The organism is Rhizohabitans arisaemae, assembly GCF_025996515.1.
GTDB classification, from domain to species: Bacteria; Actinomycetota; Actinomycetes; order Streptosporangiales; family Streptosporangiaceae; genus Rhizohabitans; species Rhizohabitans arisaemae.
Genome location: NZ_BLRH01000009.1, coordinates 1274227 through 1300760 on the forward strand (window position 1 = coordinate 1274227; position 26534 = coordinate 1300760).

General features: G+C 67.4%; 20 protein-coding genes. 16 read left to right on the forward strand and 4 right to left on the reverse strand.

Annotation, left to right across the window (positions count from 1 at the left end; translation table 11 throughout):
- The first annotated feature begins 628 nt into the window (after window positions 1–628).
- The 3 genes from RUR_RS06435 to RUR_RS06445 all read left to right on the forward strand — a co-directional run bounded on the left by RUR_RS06435 (window position 629) and on the right by RUR_RS06445 (window position 3362).
- Window positions 629–1462 carry an RNA polymerase sigma factor gene (locus RUR_RS06435; protein ID WP_283133935.1) on the forward strand — a complete coding sequence of 278 codons (834 nt, stop codon included), beginning with the start codon at window positions 629–631 and terminating at the stop codon, window positions 1460–1462.
- Window positions 1463–2177: 715 nt separating this feature from the next.
- The gene (locus RUR_RS06440; RefSeq protein WP_283134025.1) at window positions 2178–2723 is read left to right on the forward strand and encodes a SigE family RNA polymerase sigma factor; all 546 of its coding nucleotides are present in this window, start codon (window positions 2178–2180) and stop codon (window positions 2721–2723) included.
- A 186-nt stretch (window positions 2724–2909) separates the two neighbouring features.
- On the forward strand, window positions 2910–3362 hold the full coding sequence (locus tag RUR_RS06445) for a hypothetical protein (RefSeq protein ID WP_283133936.1): 453 nt from the start codon (window positions 2910–2912) through the stop codon (window positions 3360–3362).
- 290 nt (window positions 3363–3652) lie between these two features.
- Here the strand turns inward: RUR_RS06445 and cutA are convergent, their stop codons facing one another.
- Window positions 3653–3988 (reverse strand): divalent-cation tolerance protein CutA, encoded by a 336-nt coding sequence (gene cutA, locus RUR_RS06450; RefSeq protein WP_283133937.1) that lies wholly within the window; start codon window positions 3986–3988, stop codon window positions 3653–3655.
- A gap of 50 nt (window positions 3989–4038) precedes the next feature.
- The gene (locus RUR_RS06455; protein WP_283133938.1) at window positions 4039–5484 is read right to left on the reverse strand and encodes an NsdA family TPR-like regulatory protein; all 1446 of its coding nucleotides are present in this window, start codon (window positions 5482–5484) and stop codon (window positions 4039–4041) included.
- A 272-nt stretch (window positions 5485–5756) separates the two neighbouring features.
- Here RUR_RS06455 and RUR_RS06460 point away from each other — a divergent pair, with 272 nt between their 5' ends.
- From RUR_RS06460 to RUR_RS06485, 6 genes are all read left to right on the forward strand, one after another.
- The gene (locus tag RUR_RS06460; RefSeq protein WP_283133939.1) at window positions 5757–5912 is read left to right on the forward strand and encodes an FxLD family lanthipeptide; all 156 of its coding nucleotides are present in this window, start codon (window positions 5757–5759) and stop codon (window positions 5910–5912) included.
- Between the two features lie 230 nt (window positions 5913–6142).
- The gene (locus tag RUR_RS06465) at window positions 6143–9067 is read left to right on the forward strand and encodes a lantibiotic dehydratase (RefSeq protein ID WP_283133940.1); all 2925 of its coding nucleotides are present in this window, start codon (window positions 6143–6145) and stop codon (window positions 9065–9067) included.
- Complete coding sequence (locus RUR_RS06470) at window positions 9064–10224, forward strand: lanthionine synthetase C family protein (RefSeq protein WP_283133941.1); 1161 nt, start codon at window positions 9064–9066, stop codon at window positions 10222–10224. Before RUR_RS06465 ends, RUR_RS06470 begins: the two co-directional genes overlap by 4 nt.
- 73 nt (window positions 10225–10297) lie before the next feature.
- The gene (gene fxlM, locus RUR_RS06475; protein WP_283133942.1) at window positions 10298–11512 is read left to right on the forward strand and encodes a methyltransferase, FxLD system; all 1215 of its coding nucleotides are present in this window, start codon (window positions 10298–10300) and stop codon (window positions 11510–11512) included.
- A gap of 339 nt (window positions 11513–11851) precedes the next feature.
- Window positions 11852–12115, forward strand: a complete 264-nt coding sequence (locus tag RUR_RS06480; protein ID WP_283133943.1) for a DUF3455 domain-containing protein — start codon at window positions 11852–11854, stop codon at window positions 12113–12115.
- A 229-nt stretch (window positions 12116–12344) separates the two neighbouring features.
- A complete protein-coding gene (locus tag RUR_RS06485) occupies window positions 12345–14105 on the forward strand; it encodes an alpha/beta fold hydrolase (protein ID WP_283133944.1) in 1761 nt (586 codons plus the stop codon).
- Window positions 14106–14138: 33 nt separating this feature from the next.
- Here RUR_RS06485 and RUR_RS06490 read toward each other — a convergent pair whose 3' ends face one another.
- Window positions 14139–15149: a Glu/Leu/Phe/Val dehydrogenase dimerization domain-containing protein gene (locus RUR_RS06490; RefSeq protein WP_283133945.1), complete on the reverse strand. Its 1011-nt coding sequence runs from the start codon at window positions 15147–15149 to the stop codon at window positions 14139–14141.
- Window positions 15150–15170: 21 nt separating this feature from the next.
- Window positions 15171–17378 carry a S9 family peptidase gene (locus RUR_RS06495; protein ID WP_283133946.1) on the reverse strand — a complete coding sequence of 736 codons (2208 nt, stop codon included), beginning with the start codon at window positions 17376–17378 and terminating at the stop codon, window positions 15171–15173.
- 136 nt (window positions 17379–17514) lie between these two features.
- On the opposite strand from RUR_RS06495, the gene RUR_RS06500 reads away from it, so the two are divergent.
- From RUR_RS06500 to RUR_RS06530, 7 genes are all read left to right on the forward strand, one after another.
- Window positions 17515–18855 (forward strand): serine hydrolase domain-containing protein, encoded by a 1341-nt coding sequence (locus RUR_RS06500; RefSeq protein ID WP_283133947.1) that lies wholly within the window; start codon window positions 17515–17517, stop codon window positions 18853–18855.
- A 6-nt stretch (window positions 18856–18861) separates the two neighbouring features.
- A complete protein-coding gene (locus tag RUR_RS06505; RefSeq protein WP_283133948.1) occupies window positions 18862–20472 on the forward strand; it encodes an ABC transporter substrate-binding protein in 1611 nt (536 codons plus the stop codon).
- Window positions 20473–21429, forward strand: coding sequence for an ABC transporter permease (locus tag RUR_RS06510; RefSeq protein ID WP_283133949.1), 957 nt, complete (start codon window positions 20473–20475; stop codon window positions 21427–21429).
- On the forward strand, window positions 21426–22250 hold the full coding sequence (locus tag RUR_RS06515) for an ABC transporter permease (protein ID WP_283133950.1): 825 nt from the start codon (window positions 21426–21428) through the stop codon (window positions 22248–22250). Before RUR_RS06510 ends, RUR_RS06515 begins: the two co-directional genes overlap by 4 nt.
- The gene (locus RUR_RS06520; protein ID WP_283133951.1) at window positions 22243–23973 is read left to right on the forward strand and encodes an ABC transporter ATP-binding protein; all 1731 of its coding nucleotides are present in this window, start codon (window positions 22243–22245) and stop codon (window positions 23971–23973) included. The genes RUR_RS06515 and RUR_RS06520 overlap by 8 nt, the downstream gene beginning before the upstream one ends.
- Window positions 23974–24074: 101 nt before the next feature.
- The gene (locus tag RUR_RS06525; RefSeq protein WP_283133952.1) at window positions 24075–25640 is read left to right on the forward strand and encodes a PucR family transcriptional regulator; all 1566 of its coding nucleotides are present in this window, start codon (window positions 24075–24077) and stop codon (window positions 25638–25640) included.
- Window positions 25641–25718: 78 nt separating this feature from the next.
- Entirely contained in the window at window positions 25719–26333 is a 615-nt protein-coding gene (locus RUR_RS06530) for a helix-turn-helix domain-containing protein (RefSeq protein ID WP_283133953.1), read from the forward strand.
- The last annotated feature ends 201 nt before the right edge of the window (window positions 26334–26534 follow it).

Genomic DNA, 26534 nt, shown 5'->3' on the forward strand with positions numbered 1-26534 from the left:
TGGATAGTGGCGCCACGATGGCCGTCCTCAGTTCACGATGCCCCGCCTGTCACCAGTGGAAACTCGTACACCACCTCCGTGGACGCAACCCACTGCGCCATCGCAGGACCTCCAGCCCGACCTCGGTGTCTGGGTGCGCGGCCGCGCAACTTCCTGTCGCACGGCCCCGGTCGGCAGCCGCGTGATCGGCTCGGAGAGCCGCGGTACCGGTGCCCCGGACGGCAGGCGTCGTCCGGGGCACCGGTACCGCGGCTTGTCACTCCGTATGGCGAGAAATGATCTTGTTGAGGACAAGAATCGTTGACCCTGCTATGACCCCACCACCGAGGCACGCTTCGGCTGGATCCTGTCGAGATAGGTAGGTGAGGAGGCCTGCAAGGGCACCTATGGTGAGGCTTGCGATCAAGATCAGTGCAGCGCGAAGACTCAAGAGCGCAGGTGGCGACGGGTCTGACATCGGATTCCCTTCGAGTGAGATCGGGATAGAACCGCCATCGCGGTTCTACCGCCTCACCTAGTCGATCCAGCCGAGGAAACCCACGGCCACTCTCCAAGAAACTCTTTGGATTCACGCGTGGGTTGCCCAAGCTTCGGTGACTATAGGGAGGTCGTACAACCTCGTTCACACATGACCATTCTGCGGCGCAACGAGGCAACGTTCCCTCCGGATGCAGCAAAGGAAGATATGGACGAGCGACCTCACTGGACCAATCAGCCGCACAGCGAACTGGTGTCCTCTCGTCAGCTCGAGGAGTGGGCGGTCGATAGGTGGCGTGAGGCGGAACCCGAACCGAACATCACTCTGGACCATACCGCTCGCTTGGAAGTCGATCGCCAAATACGGGACGTGCTTGCAGCCCAGAACTTTCAGGGACCGGCTTACGTAGTATTTGAAGAAGAAATGGTAAATTACGGCTACCAAGTCATGATGGCATGGCTGGCCAACGGGCATATATTCGCGAAGTGTGCAGAAGCTGGATTTCCTATACTGCCCGCACCGATCAAGATTGATGATCGCGAGGATCTTGCACAGGAGACAGTGGCCCGCTCCATAAAGAACTTCAAGCTCTATGGACTCGAGCAGGGTGGCTGGAAAGCAGAGCTCGGAGCAAGTCTAAAAACATATTTCACTCGAACACTTTGCGGCCAATTTGCAAATATTTGGAGAAAGTTGGCCCGAACTCAAAATTCCGGGATCACGTGCCCCTTGGATGACTTGATCGAAATAGCAATACCAGAACTAGGACCTGAAGAAGTAGTAGTACAGCGCGAGGAGATCCGTCGAGGGCTGGCAGGGATAGCAAACGAGAAAACTCGGACCGCGATTGTCCTAAGCATGGATGGGTACGAGCAGGAAGAAATTGCAGAGATCCTCGGCCCCGAGGTTACCCGCCGCGCCGTGGAGGGGTACCTGCATCGACATCGGTCTCATGTAGCCCCCTCCAAAAAAGGGGAGAGGTGAACACATGAATATGGAATGGTCAGAGGCGGACCACACTCAAGGCGTCGAGGATATAGCGCGCCTTATTGAGGAATCATCTTTTGGGACGGTAGGAGCACGCCAACTACGAGACCGTACTCATGGTTCAGTAACTCTCTCCATTAGGGCACGCGCGCTGCTGGCGCACGATCCAACGATGCTCAAGTGGTGGCGCGCCAACCAGCACAATCCGGAAGCGCTTTATGTCAAGGCATGTGAGTTTGCCGAAGCCAACGAACTGGAGATAAGCGATACTCTGATGCGGTTGGCCGCCGACAGGCGTGGATCTCTAGAATTGATCAACGACAAATCGTCGATTGAAGCAAATTCGCTAGAAGCAGCGCGACCGGCTCAGCCCGACTGGCGTTCGTTTGCAAGTTTTTACACCGAGCGCTACTCTGTGCTCACAATTTCCCTTTGTGAACTTACGGGCCTAACCGAGGAAGCGGCTAACGTCTTCGTCAGGCAAGCGATGACGAAAGCGTTCGATGATTGGGAGGAGCTTGTTGCGTCTGGTAATCCTGAGGCATGGGTCCTCGGTTACTCCATGCAGACCTATCGGCACCACATAGCGGCTGCCTATTCAGCAATTAGAGGTGATATCAGTCACATTTCGACACGCGTAGCGATCGATTTTAGGACTAGCTGTTCGAGCGCTCTCGCAGTGCAGCCTGATGAAGTACTCATGACGGGTGCAATGGCCGTGGTAGTAAGCCAATCAGCCCTAATCACCAATACACCTCCCCTAGAGCGAGATGCCGATACTGCTGTTACGGCTCTCTACAGCGCTCACTATCGGTCGCTTGTGCGCCTTGCATTCCTGCTGGTAAGAGATGTAGCTCCTGCTGAAGAGGTAGTGCACGATACTTTCGTTGCTATTCACGAAGACTGGCATAGGCTACGCGATCCCGACAAAGCACTGACATACCTGCGCCAGTCGGTCATTAACCGATCACGTTCGGTCCTGCGTCATCGCGCTGTCATTGAGGCGTACGCTCCCCAGGAACTACCAGAAGCTTCGAGCGCTGAGAAGACCGCCAATAGCGAGCTTGAGCGTTCAGCGGTAATTGAAACCCTGCGAACACTGCCGACCCGTCAGAGGGAAGCACTGGTGCTGCGTTATTACGCTGACCTGCCGGTCACCGATATCGCCAACGCAATGGGAATCAGCGCGGGCGCGGTTAGAATCCATACAGCACGCGGCATGGCCACATTGCGGCAGGCGCTAGAACAGTTCTCTTAATGTTGTTCATCCCTGGTTCATGTGTGCGAACCTCCCGCTCCTATTAAGCAGGTGTTCAAATTTGGCAAGATCGTGCGACCCGCTGCTTGAGCCCCAGAGCGACTGATGCGAGCCCTTGCTGGAGACCACAGGCCGGACAATGCAACGGTGTCCCATCTGGAACCCAGAACGAGGGGCCTCCAGAGATTGGAAGAGCATTTCCCGGCCCGGGTTCCCTATCCGGCGTTGCTGAGGCATCTCAACGAAATCAGTACGCTCTTAGAGAGCGGTCCTCCGGAGATTCAACGCCGACGTGTCACCGGGACCGCCGGAGAAAGCGCTGTCCTCGCTGCCTGGTTCGCCTGGGAACTGGGGGACGGCCCCGATGCGGCGGGGAACTCCCGACTGGCGGGCCTTGCCGCCAAACGTGCCGATGATGCGGCCGTAGTTTCCGCTTGTATGGCCAGCTACCGCACTTACATGACAGATGGAGACAACCGAAGAGGCGTTCGCCTCGCCACCGACGGCCTGGAACACCTCGGGAGTGCCGATCCGGCGACCCGCGCATGGCTACTGGCCCGACAAGCCGAGGAAGCCACCTTGCTCGGCGACCGCGCTCACGCCGATCCGGGAAGCGGAGAACCTATACCCCTCGGCTGACACCAAGGCTCATCCATGGACATACTTCCTGGACCCAGGGCGCTTCGACATCCTCCTGCACCTCGGTCCCGAAACCGAGATCCAGAAGCTGTGCGTGGTGAAGGCCGAACTGTCTCTGGCCCGAGCCAGATTGGGCGATGTCTCCGAGGCTGTGACGTTGGCGCGGGACTCCCTTGCAGCCACGACAACCATGGCCTTTCCTCTCGGTTGGGAACGTCTCGACCGCGTGGTCGCCGAGCTTCGTTCATCACGGACTCAGGCGGCCCGCGATTTCCGCACCGACTACGCCGCTACGCGCACGAAGTCGGTTCCGCCGTCTCTTCCGTAATCCAGTCCCTGTACTTCGCCAATCCGCCTTCGATCGGCGCAGCGACAATCTCAGGCGTCTCATAGAAGTGGGTCTCCCGGACGACTTTCACGAGCGCGTCAAGTCTCTGCTGTGTCGTCTTCATGAGGACCAGATACTCATTGTTCCTTTGGATCTCCCCCTTCCACCGGTAGGTAGACGAGATCGGACCGCTGATCTGAGCGCCTGCCGCCACCCTGCCTTCGACGACCGCATCAGCGATCCGCACAACCTCTTCACGCGTTCCTGCGGTCACATGGACTTCAACATGCTGAGACATGGCCACGAGCCTACGTGCCAGCGATCCCCTCCTCTGTTCTCCTCAGTCGTTCAGCTCCGGCCGTTGGGTTCATCGCTAATCCGGCCAACCGGTATGAGCGTCGGCAAAGCTCGGGTGCGCTCACGAAGGTCCTGCGCCTCGGCACCCGGACTTCCGGCCGCGGACAAGTCCCGGTCGAGGTCGCGGAGCCTGACCCGGCTGGTCTCCCGCAGGGCGGGCGCCGGGATCACGTCGAGCACTTCCAGGCCGAGCGCAGCGGCATCGGAGAGACGTCCGCGTGCGGCTTCCGCGCGCGCGAGTACGAGCGTGGCGGCTGCCCAGCCCGGTCGGCCGACGGGAAGGGAATGCCGTGATGCCCCGGCGTGGAGACCGGCGGCGGTGTGGTCGCCGAACTGCAGGTTCGCCTCCGCAAGGTGTAGCTGGAGTTCGGCGAGGTCGAACCCGAACCGGCCTGGCCGGTCACCGTCAGGGTCGGCCTCCAGCTCTCGCTGGGCGGCGACCATGACCACGGCGGCGTCTGACCGGTAGCCCTCTCCCATATGAGCGAGGGACCGTAGCCGACCCCAGGCCAGGATCTGGGCGCGGCGGAGCGGCGTGCCGGCGTACTCGTACGCCTGCTGGGCAAGCTCCAGAGCCTCGATCGGGCGATCGCTGGTATAGGCGGTCATCGCATGGGCCCCGAGCGACCAGCAGATCAAGTCGCCGTCCCCGGCTGCGGTTCCCAGGCGCGCCGCGGTCGCGAAGTGAATCGCCGCCGCCGGGTAGTCCGCCAGGTGGAACGCCAGATTGCCGACAAGTGCCGACAGCCAACCGGCCAGACAACGTAGTTCGGTCCGCGCGGTGTCGGACTGGTCGCGCTTCAGCATGCCGCCGACCAACATACGGGTACGATGCACTTCGACCGCGAGCAGACCAGGCGGAAACATCGAGTAGTTCCGGTCGTAGTAGGCGACCGCCGAGGCGAGGTTCTCCAAGGCGAGCGGGCCGCCGGCTGGACCCTCGACTTCGAGTGCCAGGGCGATGGAGTCGCGGATGGCGGCCAAGGCCGCAGCACCGCTGTTGTGATCGACCGTCATCGCATCACCATCCGTGTAGGTCCATCGCGGGAATCCTCGCCCGTCACGGTACGCCCTGCCGTCGATCACATGCGACAACAGCGTGGTGTTGCGTAGTCCAAGCCGGACGGGATCTGCCTGATATACCGCACACAGTGCTGCGGTGTAGTCGTAGCCTGGCGTGATGTCCCCGTGCTCCCACTTGCAAAGCATGCTCGCGTTCAGAAGCGACGTGCCGATCCTGGTCCGGGTGTAGTAGTCGGCGATCTCGGTGATGGTCTGGGCGCGCGACCAGCCGAGCGCCCACCGCCACGCCTCAAGGGGGAGCACCTGCGGAAGCTCTTGCACGATCGCCTCTGCGATCCGCTGGACTGACCACCGTTGCCGTTGACCCTGCCGACGAATCTCCTGACCTCGGCGTGTGAGCTCGGCCCGGCGCATCCGGCTAATCGTTGCCATGGGGTGCGCATGCCTCCGTGAGTCTCTCGACATCGGTCGCAATCTTGGCACTGTCGGTCATTTCATTGTCACGGGTGGCAATAGCGGAGGCAATGCGCTGCGCTGACGGCGACATTGATGTGTCCGCCAGGCGAACGGCACGGTGAGGAGAGTCCACCACCGAAGAAGCCTCACCACCGAAGGAGTCTCCGGGGCGGAATACCCACCCCGCCATCGAGCCTCAGCCCCTGTTAGCAACGTAGAAGCGAGGACTCATGAACACGATCCTGATCGATGCCGAGGGCGCCCTCACCGAGTTCGAGCTTGATGTCCGGGTGACGACCGACGCGTCCACCGGGTACATCGTCCGCTCTTGCGACACCAGCGACACCTGTGGCTCCACGTGCTATTCGGCGTGTGCCAGCAGTTGATCCCAATGGATTGTGGGGATCAGGCTGCCGCCAGATCCCCACAAACCGTCCAATCAACCACCCTCAACGAGAGGAAGTGTGTGATGGGAGGCACGGATTCGCCGCTGTACCGACATGCTGGTGGCGCGATGCTGCGCGCAGCGGCCCTACCGCTGAGCCGTACCCCGACCACGTGGCCTACGTTCGCCGACCCTGACTCGTGCCGGTCGTGGCTACGGGATGCGTGGGCAGTGCCTGGGTTTGCCGAGGCAACCCGATACGCCAGTACGCCGCTCGCCGCCAAGATTGAGGCGATCATCGACCAGGAGATCACAGACGGGAAGCGAGTCCGCCGAGTGACGCTCTCGGCAATGCGCTACCTACTGCGAGCGCTTGGCCGCCCGACTCCATTCGGTCTCTTCGCCGGCGTCGCTCCGGTCCAGGTTGGCAATGATGCTCAGGCGAGTTGGGGAACGGGCCACCAAACGTTAGTACGGGCGGACACGCTTTGGCTTGACGACGTAGTCGAACAGCTGGAGGCCTCACTGGAGATCATCCCAACTCTGGATCTCGTAGTCTCCGATCTGGTGATGGATCGAGGCGATCGGATCGAGGTACCGCGCGGATCAGGGCGGGTAACAGTGCGAAAGACCGCTGTCGTACGCCTTGTCCAGGAGGCAACCGCTGCACCGATCAACGCCTCTCTCCTGGTCGGAAAGATCGCCGAGGTGTTTCCCGGTGCCCAGGTCGCCACAATCCTCGCCGCGCTTCACGTTCTCGTCGCCCAGGGAATATTGATCACCAATCTACGGGCCCCCATGACAGTCGTCGATCCGCTTGCGCATGTGATCAAGACACTTGAGAAGGCGACAGCCGAGACCACCGTGGTGCAAGCCGGTACCACTGTCCGTAGCCTCCGTGACATCCAGCAGGTGATCACTGCACACAACGCCATCAAGAAGGACCCGAAAGGGCAAGCCCGGCTGCGTACCGTAGCCACGGAACGGATGCGGCGGCTGTCGACGGCAGGACGCGCGCAACTCGCCGGTGACCTCCACCTCGACTGCCACGTCGCAGTCCCCGACGAGCTGACCAGGGAAATGGCGCACGCCGTGACTGCCCTGGTGCGGCTGACGCGCCAACCACGTCCCGACCCAGCATGGAACGACTGGTGTCGCGACTTCTGGGACCGCTACGGCACCGGTGCGGTCGTCCCTGTTTCCGAGGCCGTTCACCCGGACTCCGGTATCGGGTGGCCTCCCGGATACCCGGCCAGCATGTTGACCGAACCCGAACCGGTGGTCAGCCACCGCGACGGGGTGCTGCTTCGGCTGGCCTGGGCGGCGATCAGGGACAGGCGCGATGAAGTCGTCCTGACCGACGACATCATCGCCACAATTACGGCGAAGGAACCAGTCGATCCACGTTGGATACCGCCGCACGTCGAGTTGGGTGCTCGCGTCCATGCGGTCAGCAAGGAAGCGCTAGAAGCCGGGGAATATACCTTCACCGTTCACCCCGCATGGGCGTTCGGCACCCTCACCAGCCGGTTCGGACCGGCGGTCATCAACGCAAACCTTGACACCACTTACGCCGCCACACCACCAGGTGTCGTCGATGCACTCAGTGTGCAACTCTCGTTTCCGCCACTGTTTCCACACTCAGAGAACGTTGCTCGCGGTCCCGCCCACCTGCCATACGTGCTTTCGCTCGGCGAACACCGCACCGACGACGACCCCCGCATCATTCGCCTCGACGATCTCGGACTCGTGGCCGTGGCTGACGGGCTACATTTGGTCAGCATCTCCCGGCGCCGGATTATCGAGCCCCAGGTGTTTCACGCTCTTGCCCTGAAGAAGCAGGCACCACCATTGGCTCGGTTTCTCGCCACACTGACGCGCGGCTTTCTCGCCCATTTCACCGAGTTCGATTGGGGGTCACCGGCCGCTCAACTGCCGTACATGCCCCGAGTACGGTACCGGCGCGCGATTCTGTCTCCCTCGACTTGGCGCATCGCCGCTGAGGACCATGCGAGGATGCTCACAGAAGCGGGCTCCTGGGAGGATGCCTTCGTCCAGTGGCGTCGGCGTTGGAACTGCCCTCACGTGGTTGAGTTGCACGATGGGCACCGCTCGCTGCGACTTGACCTCACAGTCCGTGCACACCTGATCGTGTTACGTGAGCATCTGGACAAACACCGCGCGGCTAGGTTGACCGAAACCGAAACCCTCGCCGAGACTGCGTGGATCGCGGGACATGTTCACGAGATCGTAATGCCGTTCGTGCGTGCCACCCCACCGACCCCGAACCTGGCGACCGGATCGCTGCCACTGGTCACCGACTCTGTCGCCGCGCACCTACCGGCGGCACCGCAAGCGTCATGGCTGTACGCGCAGGTGTTCACCCATCCCGAGCGCCTCGACGACATCATCCACACCCATTTGCCCAAGTTGATCGCCATGGCAGCCGGTGAACCGGCATATTGGTTCGCCCGCTACCGGAGCGTGCGGGAAACCGACCACCTCCGGCTGCGGATTCGCATCACCAGCCCGGACGAGTACGCGGCCCTGGCAGTGGTCGTCGGCAAATGGGGGCAACAGCTTCGCGAGATCGGTGCAGCGTCCCGGATCGCGCTTGCCACCTACCATCGCGAACTCGGCCGATACGGCGGCGGAGCAGCAATGGACGCGGTGGAAGAAGCCTTCGCCGCGGACTCTCATGCCGTTGCTCTCGCCTTCCGTCTCCTTCCGTCACGGGTGATCCACCCCATAGCTCTCACCGCGATCGGCATGGTGGACATCGCCGACGGATTCCATGCGTCCCCGGACGAGGCAACCGAGTGGCTCGCGACACGCCTTGCCCCCAAAACCGGCGCTTCCGCCGGGCGGGCGGTAGCCGAGCAGACCGGCCTCTGGCCGACACGCAGAACACTGGCGGACGGCTCGACATTGCCGACCACTCTGGTCGCCGCTTGGAGTGCACGGCAAGCCGCGTTACGCCGATATCGCCTCGCCTTACCCAGCGACGTCGACACCGATCAGATCTTGCTTGCTCTGCTGCACATGCACCACAACCGAGCCCGGCTCATCGATCGCACCGACGAGGCCATATGCCTGCGCCTCGCCCGACGAATCGCGCTGGCTCGCCTCGCAAAGACAGCCAGAAGCCCCAGATGAGAGGCACCCAGCACGCGGGACGGGCGCAGTCCCTGGCAGACGGTGCACCTGGCATCGCCCTACCCCACATCGAACGTGCCCACGCCGAAGTCGCCGGATGGGAGCCAGTCCACCGCCTCGCCCAGGAGATGACCGCCGTACCCGTACACGCTCACCCCGAGATCACCAGCTTGTTCTATGGGGCACCCGCCGTCGCGTACGCACTGCATACCGCCGGACACCCTGCCTACGCCCGGGCTCTCGCCACACTCGACCACAGCATCAACACACTCATCCGAATCCGCCTCGACGCAGCACATCGTCGGATCGACAACGGCCAGATGGCCACCGCCCGCGAGTACGACCTGATCAATGGAATCACCGGCCTTGGCGGCTACCTCATACACCGTCACCACGATCACGAACTTCTCCGTCAGGTCCTGGCTTACCTGGTTCGGCTCACACAACCCGTCCGCCTCGGTGGGGAGACTCTGCCTGGATGGTGGGCAGCAGGTAGCCCGGACCGCCGCCGATCACCACGATGGGACGGCGGCCACGCGGGCTTCGGCATGGCACACGGCATCAGCGGACCGCTGGCACTACTGTCGACGGCGATGCGGCGACGGATAATCGTGAACGGGCAATGCGCCGCCATCCACTCCATCTCTGTCTGGCTCGATCATTGGCGCGCGGATCATGGCTCCCGTGCCTGGTGGCCTGAGAGCATTGACCGAGATGAACTGCGCAGCGGCCTCACAACCCGCACCGGTCCACACCGGCCGTCTTGGTGTTACGGTGCGCCGGGCATCGCGTGTGCCCAGCACCTCGCGGGCCTCGCCACCGGAGACCGAGTACGCACACGTATCGCCGAGCAGGCCCTTGTCGGATGCCTTACAGATGGCCGCCAGCTTGCCCACTTCACCGACGCCGGGCTCTGCCACGGCTGGGCGGGGCTGATCCATACGGCCCGGCGCGTCCATGCCGATACCGGTGGCAGTGAGCTCTCCACCGCCATCGACACCGTGGAGGATCGGCTACGCCGACATCTACATAAGCGTGGAGCACCCGCCGACGAGGGTTTCCTGGAAGGAAGAGCCGGGATCGCGCTGGTCGAGGAGATCCTCCCTACAGCGTCGGCTGCGGGAGCCAGATGGAACACCTGCCTGTTCACCGGCTGATCTACGCACCGACTGGCTGTTCCGGCTCGGCATGTGCATCGGGCCCAGATCACCGCACGACGGAAGGAACCAAATGAACGCTGCGACAAACGTCTCCCCTGAGGGATTGCGTGCCCGCATGGTGGACCGCATCCTCTCCCAGCAAAGCCTTAGCAAATCAGTCGAGAGCGCCTTACGGCAGGTAGAACGTCACCGCTACGTCCCTACCGCTCCACTGACCGACGCCTATGAGGAGAAGGCGGTGATCACACATACGTTCCCCGATGGCACTCACCTCAGTTGTGCCTCCGGTCCGAGCATCGTCGCGGGGATGTTGAACGCTCTCGACGTGCAGCCCGATCAGCGCATTTTGGAGATCGGCGCGGGAACCGGCTACAACGCCGGTCTGCTGTCCACCCTGACAGGTGACAAGGGGCAGGTCATCACCATCGACATCAACCCCGACGTAACCGCCGCCGCACGTCGAAACCTCGACGCCACCGGATTCCATGACATCACCGTGATCACGCGTGACGGTGCGCTGGGTGCGCCCGAGCACGGCCCGTACGACCGAATCATCGTCACCGTCGGCGCATGGGACATCCCACAGCCGTGGTGGGATCAGCTCGTACCCGGTGGGCGACTCGTCGTGCCGCTACGCTGGCGCGGGACCACCCGCGCGGTCGCGTTCATCAAGCGTGACGATCACTGGGAGTCCGACTGGGTCTTCCTGTGCGGCTTCGTGCCCATGCTCGGCCAGCCCGGCGAACAGGAATCCACCATCGACCCGGACAGCCTGGTCACCCTGCATTTCGACGTGGACCAGTCTGTCGACGTCGAGGCCCTCCAGGGCATACTCGAACGGGAGAGGTCGGTCGTGTGGTCGGAGGCGACGGTCCACGGCGAGGAGCCTTTCGACCGCGTCTGGGTTCATATGAGCGCTGTGGACGACGGTACCGTCCGAATCTCGGCCGATCAGAGGGCCGTGCAGGCCGGCTTGTGCACCCCGGCGATCGTGACCCGCAGCCCTGCCCTGGTCGCCGGCGACTCACTTGCCTACTTCACCATCCGCCGTGCGGAGACGCCGGGACGCTGGCATCTCGGTGCCGTCGGCCACGGCCCCGCCGGTCGGAGACTCGCCACACGCATCGTGGAACAGATCAACGCGTGGGACCTGGATCGCACCGCCGACCCGGAGCTCTTCGCCTACCCGACGGGCACCCCTATCCCTGACACCTTGAGTGGCAAGGCCAAGGCGATCGTCAAGCCCAGCATCCGGCTTCTCCTCCGTTACCCACCCCTTCCATAGAAAGTGGGGCATCCGGAGGCCCCGCGACCTCGACGCCGTCACCACGGATCCGGCCCGGGCCGCCCACGTCGTGCCGGATACGACCGGAGACACGAACGACCGGGCGCACGCCGTACGGCAGCCGCGGCTCGATCGCCTGCCGGAACCGGACGACCAGCCGGGCCGTACAGGCTGCACCGGGCCACTCGCGGACCGGACCCGGCCCGCACCGCCTGAGCCGCCCCGGGCGCAGGCCGTACCGCGCGGCCGGTCAAGGGGCGGGCGGGAGGGCGGCGGGGGTAGCCAGGTGCGGAGGAAGTCCACGGCGAGCTCTCGGGCTCCGGCGTAGGCCCCGCCGGAGTGGCGGAGTGCACGCATGGTGAGGTCGGCGACGGTCCGCTCACCGGCAAGGCCGTCACCCGGACCCCCAACGGTGACGGCAACATCCCCGAGCTCGTCCTGGACGCCACCCAAAGCGGCGCCGGCCGCGGCCTGCTCGCCCACACCACCCAGATCCTGCGGCTCAACACCGTCGGCGGCGTCGCCCCCGCGGGCGCCTGCGACCCGGCCCGCACCCCCAAGGCCAAGTCCCCCTACAAGTCCGACTACCTCTTCCTCGGCTGAGACCATCCGCCCCACCACGACGTCGCGCCCCGCACCCCCCGGGGCGCGACGTCGTCTGTGTCCAGGCGGCCGGGGCAGGCGGGCTCAGCATGGTCGTGCCCGCCGGCGACCCGCCTCTAGGAACAAGCTCCCAGGGACGGCGGTACCGGACGGCTCTAGGAACAAGTTCCCAGGGAGGATCCTCCATGAGGCCGAAGAAACCCGGAGCGTGGGTACCGAGACTGGTGGCATGATCGCAAAAGCCTTGGGGCTCGTGCTGGCCACGGCCTTGTTGCCCGGTGCACCGACCCCTCCGACCGAACTGCATGAGTGCGCGACCGCGACCACGCGCTGCGACGGCAGCATCGAGGTCCCTCTCGATTGGGAGAACCCCTCCTCCGAACGCATCTCCGTAGCCTTCACCTTCATCCCGGCCAAGGACGCCGACGGGACGGTGGCGGCCAACCGCGGCGGGCCGCAACCGGCTCTGCCGGCGATACCCGCGATTCAGCAGGTTCTCGGGCCTGTCCTTGACCGGAAGAACCTGCTGGTCATGGATCCGCGTGGGATAGGACAGTCCTCACCGCTGCTGTGCCCGGGAGCCGACCCCTTCAAGCCGGCGACCGTCGCCGCCTGCGCCGAGAGCGTGGGTCCCCGGGGCGCGTACTTCACCGCCGACCAGGCCTCGCACGACCTCGACGCGGTCCGGAGAGCGCTCGGCCTGGGCAAGATGAGCTACTTCGGCAACTCCTACGGCACCCTGTACGCCCAGGCGTATGCGGCCCGGTACCCGAACAGCCTGGACGCGATCTTCCTGGACAGCTCGATGGTCATCGGTCGCGACGGCTACGCGGACCAGGGGTTCGACGCCCGGCTCGACTACCTCGATCTCGTCTGCGGGCGGTCGAAGGCATGCGACGCGCTGCCGGGCAAAGCCTCCGGCGTATGGACGAGGCTGGTGGACCGGCTGCGAAAGCAGCCGGACCCGGAGATGACGTTGCACCAAGCGCTCACGCTGCGTGAGCCGGCCGAAGCGGTGCTCGGCCGGGAAGTCGTCGCGGCCGCACACGCCTACCTCAACGGTGACCCGGCTCCACTACGCCGTTTGGCCCGGCTGATCCCCAAGGCCGTCCCGCCGTTCAACCCTCCGTGGCTTGCGGGGCATGTGGCCTTCCGCTGTGGCGACGGTTCCTTCCCCTTCGACCGGCTGGCATCGGCAGCCGAGCGTCGAGCGCAGGCCGAGCGCCACTACGAGCGGGAACGCCCGATGGCGCCCTATCGGCCCACCGACTTCGTCTCCACCGGGGTCAGCGGTCTGGAGTGGTGTGTCAACTGGCCGACCCCGCGACACAGCCCGCCGCGCCCGCCCGGACAGGCGCTGCCCGACGTACCCGTCCTGGTGGTGGCAGGGGACTTCGACGTCAACCGCCCCGCAGAGGTGGCGCGTTCGTTTCAGGTCTTCCCGAACGCGACCGTCGTCCGGATTCCGTTCGGGATTCACGCGCAGTCCTTTCTCCCGTCGCCGATGGGTGACTGCGTGCGCGGCATGCTGCGCACCTTCCTGACCACCAAGCGGGTGGTCGACCGGAAATGCACCGGTGAGAACTACCATGCCGTCGGCGCGTTCCCGCAAGAACTCAAGGACGTGACCCCGCACCCGGCCCGCAACCTCGGCCCCGGCCGACGGCGGATCATCGCGGCCGCCTTCGCCACCGCCGCCGACGCCACCGCCCGCCGCAATCCGCACGCCTTCTACTACTTCGGGCGGCCGAACGAGCCGGGCCTGCGCGGCGGCCAGGTCTCCTTCGGCCAGGACATCACCCTTGACAGCGTGCGGTTCGTACGCGACCTGCGGGTCAGCGGACCCATCAAGCTCACCCCGGACGGCCGCGCCGTCGCCACGCTCCGCGCCGAGACCGGCGGGCGCACCCACGAGGTGACGCTGACCTGGACGGCGTTCGGAACCCGCCCGTCCCTGTCCGGCACCTTCGACGGCATCCCCTTCGACTAGGCCAGATGCCGAGGATCCCCACGGGGCGGCCGTTCAGGGGGCGAGCGGGGGTGCGACGGGGAGTGCGGCGGGGGGCAGCCACGTGCGGAGGAAGTCCTCGGCGAGCTCGCGGGCGCCGGCGTAGGGGCCTTGGTCGTGCCGGAGGGTGCGCAGGGTCAGGTCGGCGACGGTGCGTCCGGCCTGCGGGCCGAGGCCCGCTCCGGCGTTGCAGACGAAGTCGGCGAGGGCGACCACGCCGCGCCGCCGCAGGACCTCCAGCCCGGCCTCGGTGTAGGGGGCGTGCGCGGCGGGAGCGATCGCCGCGACGTCGAGTCCCGCGGACCGGTCCTCGTCGAGGACGCCGGTGCGGGCGGCGGGGACGAGCAGGTCGGCGGGGACGGTGAAGAGCGCCGCCGGCGGGTGTACGGCGAGGCTCGCGTGGCCGGGCCACGCGGCGCCGTACCGCTCCCGGAGGGCGATCAGCCCCGGCACGTCCAGGCCGGACGGGGAACGGACGGAGCCGTGCCGGGTGGAGACGGCGACGACGCGGCAGCCCCGGGCGGCCAGGGCGGCGGCGACCGCCGAGCCGATCACGCCGAACCCCTCGATCGCCGCGGTCCGGCCGCGCAGTCCTCCCAGGGCGATCTCGGCGGCGGCGACCACCCCCAGCGCGGTGGCCGCGGGACTGCGGCCACCGGCCGCCGTACCGGGACCGTCGTCGACCGGATCGGACCCGCCGGCCGAGGTGGGGGCCGGGAGGGCGTGGAAGTCCTCGGGGCGGGTGCCGAGGTCGGGGACGGTGAGGAACGAACGGCGGTCGGCGAGGGGATGGATCTCCTCGACGTACCGGGAGATCACCCGGGCCCGGCTTTCGGGCTCGGCCCGGAGCGTCGCGCCCGCGCCGCCGATCCGGCGGCCGAGCACGGCGTGCCGGTAGGTCATGGCCCGGGCGATCAACGCGGTCTCCTCCCTGGTGACGTCGAGGGCGAGCCGGGTTCCCCCGACGCTGTGCATGCAGTCGAGGTCGAATGCGAGGAAGCCGTCGGTCAGCTCCACGACGCGCATGATGGGCGGTTCCTTCCGGCGTCAGCCGAACATCCGCCGGATCTTGGACGCCTGGAACGGAGGCTCCGTGAGACGGTGCCCCCTCGGCGGTTCCACCCCGTGCAGGTGCCGGACGAAATGGTCCCAGCCACGGCGGGTGACATAGGCGGTGCGCCCGATCAGGCTGTGTTCGGTCCCCGGCACGATGAGCAGGTCGAAGTCCTTGTCGGCCTGGATGAACGCGTCGGCGAGGGCCATCGTGTGCTGCGGGGTGACGTTGTCGTCGAGCTCTCCGTGGATGAGGAGAAGCCGCCCGCGGAGCCGCTCGGCGTGGGTCACGTTGGCGATCTCCCGGTAGGACTCCGCGTCGTAGGGCCCGTGGTAGGGCTCGCCCCAGCCCGCCTGGTAGTACCGCATGTCGTGGTTGCCGGAGATCGAGACGGCGACGTGGAAGAACTCGGGGTGGGTGAGCATGGCCCGGGCGGCCGCGTACCCACCTCCCGAGTGGCCGATGATCCCGACCCGGGAGAGGTCGAGCCAGGGACGGGTCGCGGCGAGTTCCCGGATCCCGGCGACGTGGTCCTCCAGGAACCCGGCACCGCCCATCCGTCCGTAGGAGAGGTCGTGGAAGGCCTTGTCCCGGCCCGGGGTGCCGCGCCCGTCCAGGGTGACGACGGCGAACCCGAGCGCCCGCAGCGCGTCCACCTCGTCGTCGCCGAAGCCGAGGGGGACCCGTTTCACCTGAGGACCGGGGTAGACGTGGTCGATCACCGGGTAGCGCTTGGCGGGATCGAAGTCGTACGGCGGATGCAGCACGCCGTACACGGTGGTCACCCCGTCGGCGGCGGTCACCGCGAACCGCTCCGGGGACGTCCAGCCGGTCTCGGCGAGGGCGGTCGTGTCGGCCGTCTCCAGTGGCAGCACGACCTGCCCCGTCCGGTCCCGCAGCACCGTGACCGGCGGGGTGGCGGCGTCGGACGCGGTGTCGACCAGGTAGGCGCCGCCGGGCGAGACCTGGCAGGAGTGGTCGAGCCGGTCGTCGGTGAGACGCCGCAGCCCGGTGCCGTCCAGGCCGACGCAGAGGATCTGGCGCGGGTACGGGTCGCCCGGCACCAGCCCGGACGCGGTGAACAGGACGGTTCCGGCCTTCTCGTCCACGTGCAGGACCTCTTGGACCGCCCACTCCCCGGAGGTCACCCGGGTCTCACGGCCGTCGGCGAGCAGATAGAGGTGTCCCCAGCCGTCCCGCTGCGAGTACCAGAGCACCCGGCCGTCGGCGAGCACCCGGGTGATCCGGCCCCCCGCGGCCGTGGGGTCGATCCGGGTCTCGGCGTGCTCTTCGGCGAGCACGGTCAGGCCACCGGTCCCGGGGTCGAGCGCGTACAGCGTGAGCCGCCTGCCGTGCCGGTCTTCGTCCAGGAGGTAGACCCGCCGGCCGTCCTCGGACCACCAGAGCAGCCCGATCAGCTCCTGCGGCAGGTACTCCATGTGGATCGGGTCGCCCTGCGCGCGCACGATCCGGCCGCCGGGGACCTCGGCCACGACCAGCTCGGCCGTCGGGAGCTCGGGCGCGCCCGGCGTCGGATAGCGCAGCGTGCGCAGCCGGGCGTGTCCGCCGCCCGCCGGGATGGAGTCGAGGAGGTGGGCGAGGGTGGTGTTCCGCAGGTCCAGGCGGTGCGTGGCGATCCGGGTGGAGTCGGGAGACCAGACCAGGGCGGGCGGGAAGGTCAGCCCCAGCGTCTCCATGAGGACGTCGGCACGAGCCGCGTCGGGGGTCTCGGCGTACGCCCGGTCGGCCTCGCCGTCGTGGGTGAGCCGGTGTTCCCGGCCGGTCGCGATCTCCCGGACCCACAGGTCGTGGTCGCGGACGAACGCCGCCCACTTCCCGTCCGGCGAGACGGGGGCGCCCAGGTCGGGGGCCTCACCCGTCACCTCGCAGGTGTAGTCGCCGAGGTCGCAGCGCATCTTCTTGCCGTCCAGCTCGAAGGTGAGCACCTCCCCGGACAGCTCGGCCTCCTCGAAGGGGATCCGGTCCACGCCCAACGCCGCGGCGAGCCGCTTGTGGTCGAACGCCTCGACGGCCGTCGCCGTGGCGGGGTCGACGAGCAGGAACCGATCGTCGCCCCTGCGCGTCCGGCGGAAGTAGAGAAACCTGTCCCCGTCCCATCGGGCGTCGACCCGGTCGCCGAAGACCAGGCTCTCCCGGTTGTGCGGCAGGCAGCGTTCCGCTCTGGCATAGTCCACAGTCATCGCTTCCACGGTCATGGCCCCATCCATCCACACCGGCGCCGGATCCGGCTTTGGCCGTGGCGACAAACGCTCCGCACATCCCTTTGGGGGAATGTGCGATGCCTGGCCATAGCCTGCGTTCCTACGCTCCGGTGACATGGATGACCGCGATGTTCAAACGCTGCTCGACGAAACGGCGTCCCGGCTCGGTGTCGTCGGCGCTCAGGTCGCGGTGCTCGTGAACGGGGAGATCCGGGCTTTCGCCACCGGATCCGCCAACGTGGAGCTCGGGCGCCCGATGACCGTCGACACCCTGGTACAGATCGGGTCCACCACCAAGGTGTTCACGGCCGTGCTGGTGATGAGCCTGGTCGAGGAGGGCAAACTCGACCTGGACGAGCCGGTGCGCACCTACATCCCCTACCTGCGCCTGGCCGACGCCGAGGCGGAAGCCACGATGACCCTGCGCCACCTGCTCTCGATGAGCTCCGGACTGGACAACGGGCCCTACACGACCTACGGCCGGGAGCAGGTCGCCACCGAACGCTACATCCGCTCCGTCGCCGACCTGCCGCTGCTCTTCCCCCCGGGGACGGGGTACGGCTACAGCAACCTGGCCACCTGCGTCGCCGGGGAGGCCGCGGTCCAGGTGACCGGACAGACCTGGGACGACCTGCTGCGTGAGCGGGTGCTGGAACCGGCCGGGCTCCGGCAGAGCGTCACCCTCCCCGAGGACCTGGTCTTCCACCGGGTCTCGGTCGGCCACGGGCTCGGCGACGACGGTGAGCCCCGGGTGCTGCGCCCGTGGGGCTGCACCCCCACCCAGGCCGCGGCGGGCGAGACGCTGTGCACCAGCGCCGCCGACCTGATCAGGTTCGCCCGGATCTTCCTCGACGGCGGGGCGGGGGTGCTCTCCCCGGAGTCGGTGACGATCATGCAGTCACCGCAGGTCGAAGTCCCCGGCACGCTGCTCGCCGAATCGTGGGGCGTCGGCCCGTACATCAAGAACTGGCACGGGACGCGGCTGTACGGGCACACCGGCACCAACGAGGGCGGCTCCTCCCAGCTGCTCTGGCTGCCCGGCCCGGGCGCGGCCTTCGCCACCTTGAGCAACGTGCCCGAGCAGGGTTATCCCCTCGCCGAAGAGCTCGCCGCCGTACTCTTCCCCGAGCTCTGGGGGGTGCGGCACGCCGCGCCGCCCGAGCCCTCGGCGGACATTCCCGTGGACGCCGACCGGCTGGCCGGGGTCTACGAGGAGTACAACACCCGCTACGAGGTGACGGTGGCCGACGGACGGGTCACCGTGTCCGCGTCCTCCGGCGGCCCCGTCGGCCCGACCGTCGTCTCCCGGCTGCTGCCCTGGGCGCCGGACCGGTTCATCGCCGAGGACACCCGGCTCACCGGCAACCGGGGGTGGGGCGTTTCCTTCGTCGGTCCCGCCGGCGCCCCGGCCACCCATCTCGTCAACGGATTCTTCTGCGCCCGACGCGTGAGGTGATCGATTATGTCTCCCCGAATCAAGGCGGGCCGTCTCGCCTGCGCCGTGCTCGCCCTGAGCATGGTCCTCTCGGCCTGCGGCCGTGACGCCGGCGAATCCGCCGACCGGTCCAAGTCCTCCTCCGGCACCGAGATCGACAAGTTCACCTGGGGTATCACCGGTGAACCCACCAGCCTGGACATCGCGCACGGATTCGACGGCGTTTCCGCGCAGATCCAGAACGAGCTCCTGGACACCGTCCTCGACATCGGGCTGGACGGCAAGCTGAAACCCGGAATCGCCGAGTCGTGGACACGCAAGGACCCGACCACCTACGTCTACACGATCCGCAAGGGCGTGAAGTTCTGGGACGGCAGCCCGGTGACGCCGGAGGATGTGGCGTACTCCCTCAGCAGGCACCTGGACGAGAAGGTCGCCTCCCAGGCCGGATTCTTCGTCTCCAATGTGAAGGAGGTGACGGCCGGCGGGGACCACGAGGTCACCGTCACCTTGAAGAAGCCGAGCGTGAACTTCGAGTACATGCCGAGCCTGGTGTGGCAGGTGGTGAAGAAGTCCTTCGCGGAGAAACACCCCCGGGATCTCGGCAGTCCCACGGTGCTCACCATGGGCACCGGTCCGTACAAGGTGAAGAGCTTCTCCCCCGCCTCCGGCGCAATCCTGGAGCGCAACGACCACTACTGGGGCGGAAAGCCCGCCATCAAGACCATCCAGTTTAAGATCATCGGGGATGTCGAGACCCTGCGCCTGGCCGTCCAGGGCGGGGAGATCGACGCCACCGCCTACGTGGACGTCGAGAACGCACGCCGCTGGACCGCGATACGCGAGGCCCAGACCCACTTCGCGCGGGCGAACGGCGTCTACTACCTCTCCTTCGACGTCACCGCCAAGCCCTATGACGACGTGCACGTCCGCCGGGCCATCGGACACATGGTCGACCGCGCATCGCTGTCGGCGGCCGAGGGCCGTACCGTCAGCGCGTACTCCGTCATCCCCGAGCCGCAGCTCAACACGCTCCTCGGCGCCGAGGAGGCGACGCGGTTCACCGCGACGCTGCCCAAGTACGACTTCGACGTGGCCAAGGCCAGAGCCGAGCTGGCCAAATCCAAGTATCCGAACGGCTTCGAGGCCGAGCTCCCCTACTCCGGCGACGACACGACCGTCAAGAAGGTCGTGCAGAACCTCAGCCAGAACCTCAAGCAGATCGGCATCACCCTCACCCCCAAGCCGATCCCTGGCGACAAGTGGGTCGCCCAGCTGTACGCGCACAAGGACCTCGGGATGCAGATCCTCAGCGCCAGCTACAGCACCCCCGACCCGGGGGAGATGCTGCCCGACGTCATCGGGGCGGCGAGCGCCAAGCCCAACCACTTCAACCTCTCCAACTACACCACACCCACGATCGAGAAGGGCCTGTCCGACCTGACCACCGCCACGGGTGCGCAGCGGCAGCAGGTCGTCAAGAGCATCGTGACCGAACTCGCCGACCAGGTGCCGTACCAGCCGCTCTACTACTTCGACACCGGTCTCGCGCTCAACCGCACGTATGCGCTGGCAGTGGAGTACGGAACCTGGGCCGTCACGCAGCGCACCTCGGTGCTGATCAAACGGGTGGGCTAGTTGTCCGCGCTCGCCTTCACCCTGCGACGGCTCGGCGCGATGGTGCTGCTGCTCCTGGTGCTGTCGTTCCTCTGCTTCGCGCTGCTCGGGCTCAGCCCGGGCAGCCCGGAGCAACTGCTCCTCGGCACCCGGCCGGCGACACCGGAACTGCTGGCCACCCTCCGGGCCGAGAACCACCTCGACGAGCCGTTCCTGATGCGGTACTGGTACTGGATCGAAGGCGTGCTCCACCTCGACCTAGGCAAATCTGTACAAACCCAGCAAAATGTCCTGGACATGATCGTCGAACGCCTGCCGATCACCGCGACCCTCGCGCTGTACAGCACGCTGATCGCCCTGGTCGTCGCAATCCCCGCCGGGCTCATCTCGGGCAGTCGGCGGAGCGGAGGAACCGACCGCGCCGTGACGTTCGCGGCCCTCGTCTCGATCAGCGCCCCGCCGTTCGCGCTCGGCCTGCTGCTGCTGTACGGCTTCGCGGTGCTGCTCGGCTGGTTCCCGGTGTACGGCGCGGGTGAGACCTTCATCGAAATGGTCTACCACCTCACCCTCCCTTCGCTCACCCTCGCCGCCGGGTCGGCCGCCGTGATCGTCCGGCAGCTCCGCGCCACCGTGATCGACGTGATCGGCAAGGACTTCATGACCTTCGCCCGCGCCCGCGGACTCTCACCGATCCGGATCCAGGTCGTCTACCTGCTTCGCAACTCCTCGCTGCCCATGCTGACCATGAGCGGGCTCCTGCTGTCGGGCTCGCTGGCCGGTGCCGTGGTGGTGGAGCAGGCCTTCGGCCTGGCCGGAGTGGGCAACCTGCTGGTCAAGGCGGTCGGGCAGCTGGACATCCCCGTGGTGCAGGCGCTCGCCCTGCTCACCGGAGCCGCGGTGATCCTGATCAACCTGCTGGTCGACCTCGCCTACCTCGCGATCGACCCCCGTCTCCGGCACCCGAGGAGCGCGACGTGAACGTACGCCGTCCCGGGCCGGTGCTCCTGGCCTGCCTGGCCGCCCTGGCCCTCGTCCTGGTCGCGGCCGTGCTCGGTGAACGGATCGCCCCCTACGACCCCCTGCTGCAAGATCCGGCGAGAGGGGCGGTCGGCCCCGGTGGCCTGCACTGGCTGGGCACCGACGACCTCGGCCGGGACATCTTCTCCCGGCTCATCGCCGGAGCCTGGACGGCGATCGCCGGGCCGCTGCTGGTGGCGATCGGCACCACGTTGATCGGCACCGCGCTCGGGCTCGTCGCCGCCTACCGGGGCAGGACCCTCGACGCTCTGATCATGCGGAGCGTGGATCTGATGTACGCCCTCCCCGCGATGCTCGTCCTCATCGTGGTGGTCGGCGTGCTCGGCGGCGGCTACTACGCGGCGGTCCTCATGCTGATCCTCCTGGTGGTGCCGACCGACATCCGGCTGGTTCGCAGCGCCGCCCTCACCCAGCGGGAGCTCCCCTACATGGAGTCGGCCCGGGTACTCGGCCTCTCCGGCAGCCGCATCGTCCTCGTCCACCTCCTGCCGAACGTGCTGCCCACCGTGGTGACCAACTTCCTGCTGGACTTCGTCACCGCCCTCGTCGGCCTGTCCAGCCTCTCCTTCCTGGGGATGGGCGTCCCCGTGGGCACCCCCGACTGGGGGCTGATGCTTGCGGAGAACCGGTCCATCCTCGACCTGAACCCCTGGTCGGTCATCGCGCCCGCCCTGCTCATCACCGTGACCGCGACCGCGGCGACCATGCTCGCCGACGCGGGGTACGACCGGATCTCATCAGCGGGAGCGCGCCGTGGCTGACCTCTCCGTCGACCGACTCACCATCTCCCATCGGGGCGAGACCCTCGTCCGCGAGGTGACGCTGCGGATCGGCGCCGGCGAGACCGTCGCCCTGGTCGGCGAGTCGGGCAGCGGCAAGTCGCTCACCGCGCGGGCCGCCGCCGGCCTGCTCCCCGACGGGCTGACCGCGCGGGGCTCGGTCGTTTTCGACGGCAGGCAGCTGATCGGCCGACCCGAGCGCGAGCTCCGCACGCTCCGCGGACGCCGCATCGGCCTGCTCCTGCAGGACCCGTTCACCATGCTCAACCCGATGCTCACCGCCGGGACCCACATCGCCGAGACACTCCCCCGCGCCCTCGGCCGGGCGGCCCGCCGCGCCGAGGTGACCCGGCGGCTCGCCGAAGTCGGGATCACCGACCCCTCGGTGGCGGACCGGTACCCGTTCCAGCTCTCCGGGGGCATGTGCCAGCGGGTGGCGATGGCGGCGGCGCTCGCGGGCGACCCGGACCTGCTGATCGCGGACGAACCGACCACCGCGCTGGACACCACGGTCCAGCGGGAGGTGCTCGACCTGCTCACCCGGCTCCGGGAGTCCCGGGGAATGGGCCTGCTGCTCATCACGCACGACCTGCGGGTGGCCTTCGACACCTGCGACCGGGTGCTGGTGATGTACGCCGGGTCGATCCTGGAGGAGGCGCCCGCCGCGCGGCTCGCCGAGCGGGCCGGGCACCCGTACACGGCCGGTCTGCTCACCGCGATGCCGTCGGTACGGCACCGGCGGGCCACGCTGACCGGCATCCCCGGCCGGGTGCCGCGGGCCGCCGAGGTCGCCGGTCGCTGTGTCTTCACCTCCCGGTGCGGCCACGCCGACGACCGCTGCGGGGCCTCGGCTCCGGAGCCGAGGCCGGTCGGGGCGGGCCATCTGGTCGCCTGCCACCGGCAGGCCGAGATCGCCGGCCTGCTTTCCCGGCCGTCCCCGCCCGCGGAGAAGGCCCCGGCGACCGCGGCGAGCGGGCCGAGGCCCGCCGTGGCGCGGGTCTCGGGACTGCGCAAGGAGTACCGGGTACGCCGGTCGGCTCCGCCGGTCGTCGCGCTCGGCGGGATCTCCCTGACGATCGGCGACGGGGAGAGCGTGGGGCTGGTGGGCGAGTCGGGCTCGGGCAAGAGCACCCTCTCCCGCTGCCTGCTCGGCCTCACCCGGCCCACCGCGGGGACGATCGCGGTCGACGGCGTCGCGCAGTGCGTCTTCCAGGATCCCTACACCTCGCTCAACCCCGCGCACACCGTCGGTTTCGCCCTGCGGGAGGCGCTCGGCAGGCGTCCGGCCGACGGCGAGGTCCCGCCGTCGGAGGCGGACCTGCTCGACCTGGTGGGCCTGCCGGCGGAGTACGGGCGGCGCCGTCCGGTGGCGCTGTCGGGCGGGGAGCGGCAGCGGGTGGCGATCGCCCGGGCCCTGGCGGTCCGGCCGCGTCTGCTCATCTGCGACGAGCCGGTGGCGGCGCTGGACGTCTCGGTCCAGGCGCAGGTGCTTGAGCTGCTCCGCCGGGTCAACCGGGAGCTGGGTACGAGCCTGCTCTTCATCACCCACGACCTGGCCGTGGTCCGGCAGGTCACCGACCGGCTGGTCGTCCTGTACCACGGGGAGATCGTGGAGGAGGGGCCGACGGAGTCCGTACTGGACCGCCCTGGGCACGCGTACACCCGGAGGTTGCTGGCGTCGGCGCCGCAGGAGACGGCGGTCTGACTCACTCGATCTATTTATCCTGATATAAACCATTATGTTGTGATCTGACAGGGTTCAGGGGGGAGAGTCCGATCAGGGAGTCGAATCCCACGCTCGGAACCATGCTCGGCGCGCTCGGAGCCGACGTGCTCCGTCCGCTCGCCACGCCCCGCGGCCCCGACGTCCTCGTCGGAGAGCCCGTCGTCTACGACCGGCTCAGCCACCTCGGCAAACTCGAGGGCGCCGTACTCCTCGCCGTGGAGTACGGCGTACACGAGCGGGAAACCGCCGAGCTCGTCGGCGCCATGGCCGACGCCGGCGTCTCCGCCGTCGTGGTCAAAACCCGGGGTGAAGACCCGGCCCGGCTGGTGCAGCGCGCCCGCGCCCACGGGATCGCCCTGCTGGAAGCCGCCCCCGAGATCGCCTGGGGGCGGCTCTACTCCCTGGTCAGCACCCTGCGCGCCCTCGGCGAACCGTCCGCCGGAGGACCCGGGACCGAGAGCGACGACCTGTTCGACCTGGCCAACACCCTCGCCGTGAAGATCGGCGGCGCGGTCGCCGTCGAAGACGTCACCACACGCATCCTCGCCTACTCCTCGATCCCCGGGCAGCTCATCGACGAAGAGCGCCGCGAAGGCATCCTCGGCCGCAAAGTCCCCCCGCACCCCACCAACGCCGAGGAGTACGGCGCCCTCGCCCGCGGCGACGAAGCCGTCTGGTTCCACCGGCCCGGCGAATCCTTCCCCAGACTCGCCATCGGGGTCCGCGGCGGCGGCGAGAACCTCGGCTCCATCTGGGTCGTCCAAGGCGACCGGAACCTCGCCCCCGACGCCAAACTCCTCCTCGCCGAAGCCGGGCGGTCCGCCGCCGCCTTCCTCAGCCGGCACCGCCTCGCCGGAGACGCCGCCCGGCGGCTCCGCGACGAACGGATGCGGTCACTCCTGCGTGACAAGGAACGGGCCGGCGAAGCCGCCGCGCTCCTCGGCATCCCGCTCGACGCCCGGCTCGGCGTCGTCGTCCTCGGCTGCGAGGACCCCCGGGTGGAACGGATCCTCGCCGCCCGGGTCAGCGACCTGCTCGCCGTCACCTGCACCTCCTACCGCCTCACCGCGCTCACCGGCGTCGTCGACGACCTCATCTACGGCGTGATCGTCAAAACCGGCGCCGAGCCGATCCTCCGCAAACTCGTCGTCGACGTCGTCACCCAGGCGGGCAAACGGTTCGGCGCGGGCGACTGGTACGCGGGGATCGGCGAGACCGTCGGCACGCCGAAAGCCGTCGCCGACTCGGCCCACCAGGCCGAAGTCGCCCTGCGGGTACTCCGCAGCGAGTTCGGGCACGGACAGGTCGCCACCCGGGCCGAGGTCACCGCGCAGCTGTTCCTCCTGGAACTCCAGACGCTGCTCCGCTCCCGCTCCGTGCCCCGCGAACCCCTCAGCGCCATCCGGGCCCACGACGCCGAGCACGGGACCGACTACGAGCACACCCTCCGGGCCTGGTGCGACGCGAACGGGAACGTCCCGCGCGCCGCCCTCACCGCCAAACTCCACCCCAACACCATGCGCTACCGGCTCCGCCGACTCTCCGGCCTCTTCAACGTGGACCTGGAGGACCCCGACCAGCGGCTCATCGCCACCCTGCAGCTCCGTCTCTTCCCCGGCGACAAGGCCGTGAACGGGCAACGGTGAGCCCCTGCCGTTACACCTTCCCGCTCTTCATGAAATATGTTTAGCTAGAGCGAACAGAGCTGGACTTAGGGGGACCCGGTGGGCACAGCAGAACGGCGGCGCGGCGAAGGCCCCGACGGCCAAGACGCCGTCGGGGCCAGAATCCGCCGATTCCGCAAAGAACGCGGACTCACCCTGCGCGGCCTGTCCACCCACTCCGGGCTCTCCATCGGATTCCTCTCCCAAGTCGAACGCGGCATCTCCTCCATCGGCCTCACCGCACTCAACAGCGTCGCCGCCGCCCTCGACCGGAGCGTCGCCGAATTCTTCGACGACCAGAAAGCCGAAGAAGACACCCCCGCCGCCAAACTCCCCGGCCACTTCACCCTCACCCGCTCCGCCACCGCCGCCACCGAATACATCTCCGGCCAGCAGACCTACCGCATGCTCTCCGCCCGCGGCCCCAACCTCGTCCTCGAACCCCTCCTCGTCCACATCGCCCCCGGCGGCAAACGCGAAGACGCCTACGGCCACTTCGGAGAAGAATTCGCCTTCGTCCTCGAAGGCGAACTCCTCTACGAAGTCGACGGGGTCGAACACCGACTCCACCCCGGCGACAGCATCCACCTGCGTTCCTCGGTTCCGCACAGCATGTACAACGACACGGACAAGGTCACCACAGTGGTTTCCGTGGTCACGCCGAGACTTTTTTAGGCGTCGGGTGCCTAGGGGAAGACCAGGTCACAACCACGGACGTGCGATACCCCGTTAAGAGAAGTCACGCCTGCAAGAACAGTATTTTTTAACATCGACCGCGGTCGGTTCATGCCGCACAAAAAGCGCGCGGCACGAACCGCCGCGCGCATTCTCGCACCGCAAAGAACGCGGCGCGAGAAGTGCGGACGTAGCGCGACC

Bases quoted from the DNA above. Each gene is read 5' to 3' on its own strand.
- RUR_RS06470 (WP_283133941.1), top strand. From the start codon at position 9,064: ATGAGAGGCACCCAGCACGCGGGACGGGCGCAGTCCCTGGCAGACGGT.
- RUR_RS06490 (WP_283133945.1), bottom strand. From the start codon at position 15,149: ATGCGCGTCGTGGAGCTGACCGACGGCTTCCTCGCATTCGACCTCGAC.
- RUR_RS06440 (WP_283134025.1), top strand. From the start codon at position 2,178: ATGGCCGTGGTAGTAAGCCAATCAGCCCTAATCACCAATACACCTCCC.
- cutA (WP_283133937.1), bottom strand. From the start codon at position 3,988: ATGTCTCAGCATGTTGAAGTCCATGTGACCGCAGGAACGCGTGAAGAG.
- RUR_RS06485 (WP_283133944.1), top strand. From the start codon at position 12,345: ATGATCGCAAAAGCCTTGGGGCTCGTGCTGGCCACGGCCTTGTTGCCC.
- RUR_RS06455 (WP_283133938.1), bottom strand. From the start codon at position 5,484: ATGCGCCGGGCCGAGCTCACACGCCGAGGTCAGGAGATTCGTCGGCAG.
- RUR_RS06435 (WP_283133935.1), top strand. From the start codon at position 629: ATGACCATTCTGCGGCGCAACGAGGCAACGTTCCCTCCGGATGCAGCA.
- fxlM (WP_283133942.1), top strand. From the start codon at position 10,298: ATGAACGCTGCGACAAACGTCTCCCCTGAGGGATTGCGTGCCCGCATG.
- RUR_RS06525 (WP_283133952.1), top strand. From the start codon at position 24,075: ATGCTCGGCGCGCTCGGAGCCGACGTGCTCCGTCCGCTCGCCACGCCC.
- RUR_RS06460 (WP_283133939.1), top strand. From the start codon at position 5,757: ATGAACACGATCCTGATCGATGCCGAGGGCGCCCTCACCGAGTTCGAG.
- RUR_RS06505 (WP_283133948.1), top strand. From the start codon at position 18,862: ATGTCTCCCCGAATCAAGGCGGGCCGTCTCGCCTGCGCCGTGCTCGCC.
- RUR_RS06495 (WP_283133946.1), bottom strand. From the start codon at position 17,378: ATGACTGTGGACTATGCCAGAGCGGAACGCTGCCTGCCGCACAACCGG.
- RUR_RS06500 (WP_283133947.1), top strand. From the start codon at position 17,515: ATGGATGACCGCGATGTTCAAACGCTGCTCGACGAAACGGCGTCCCGG.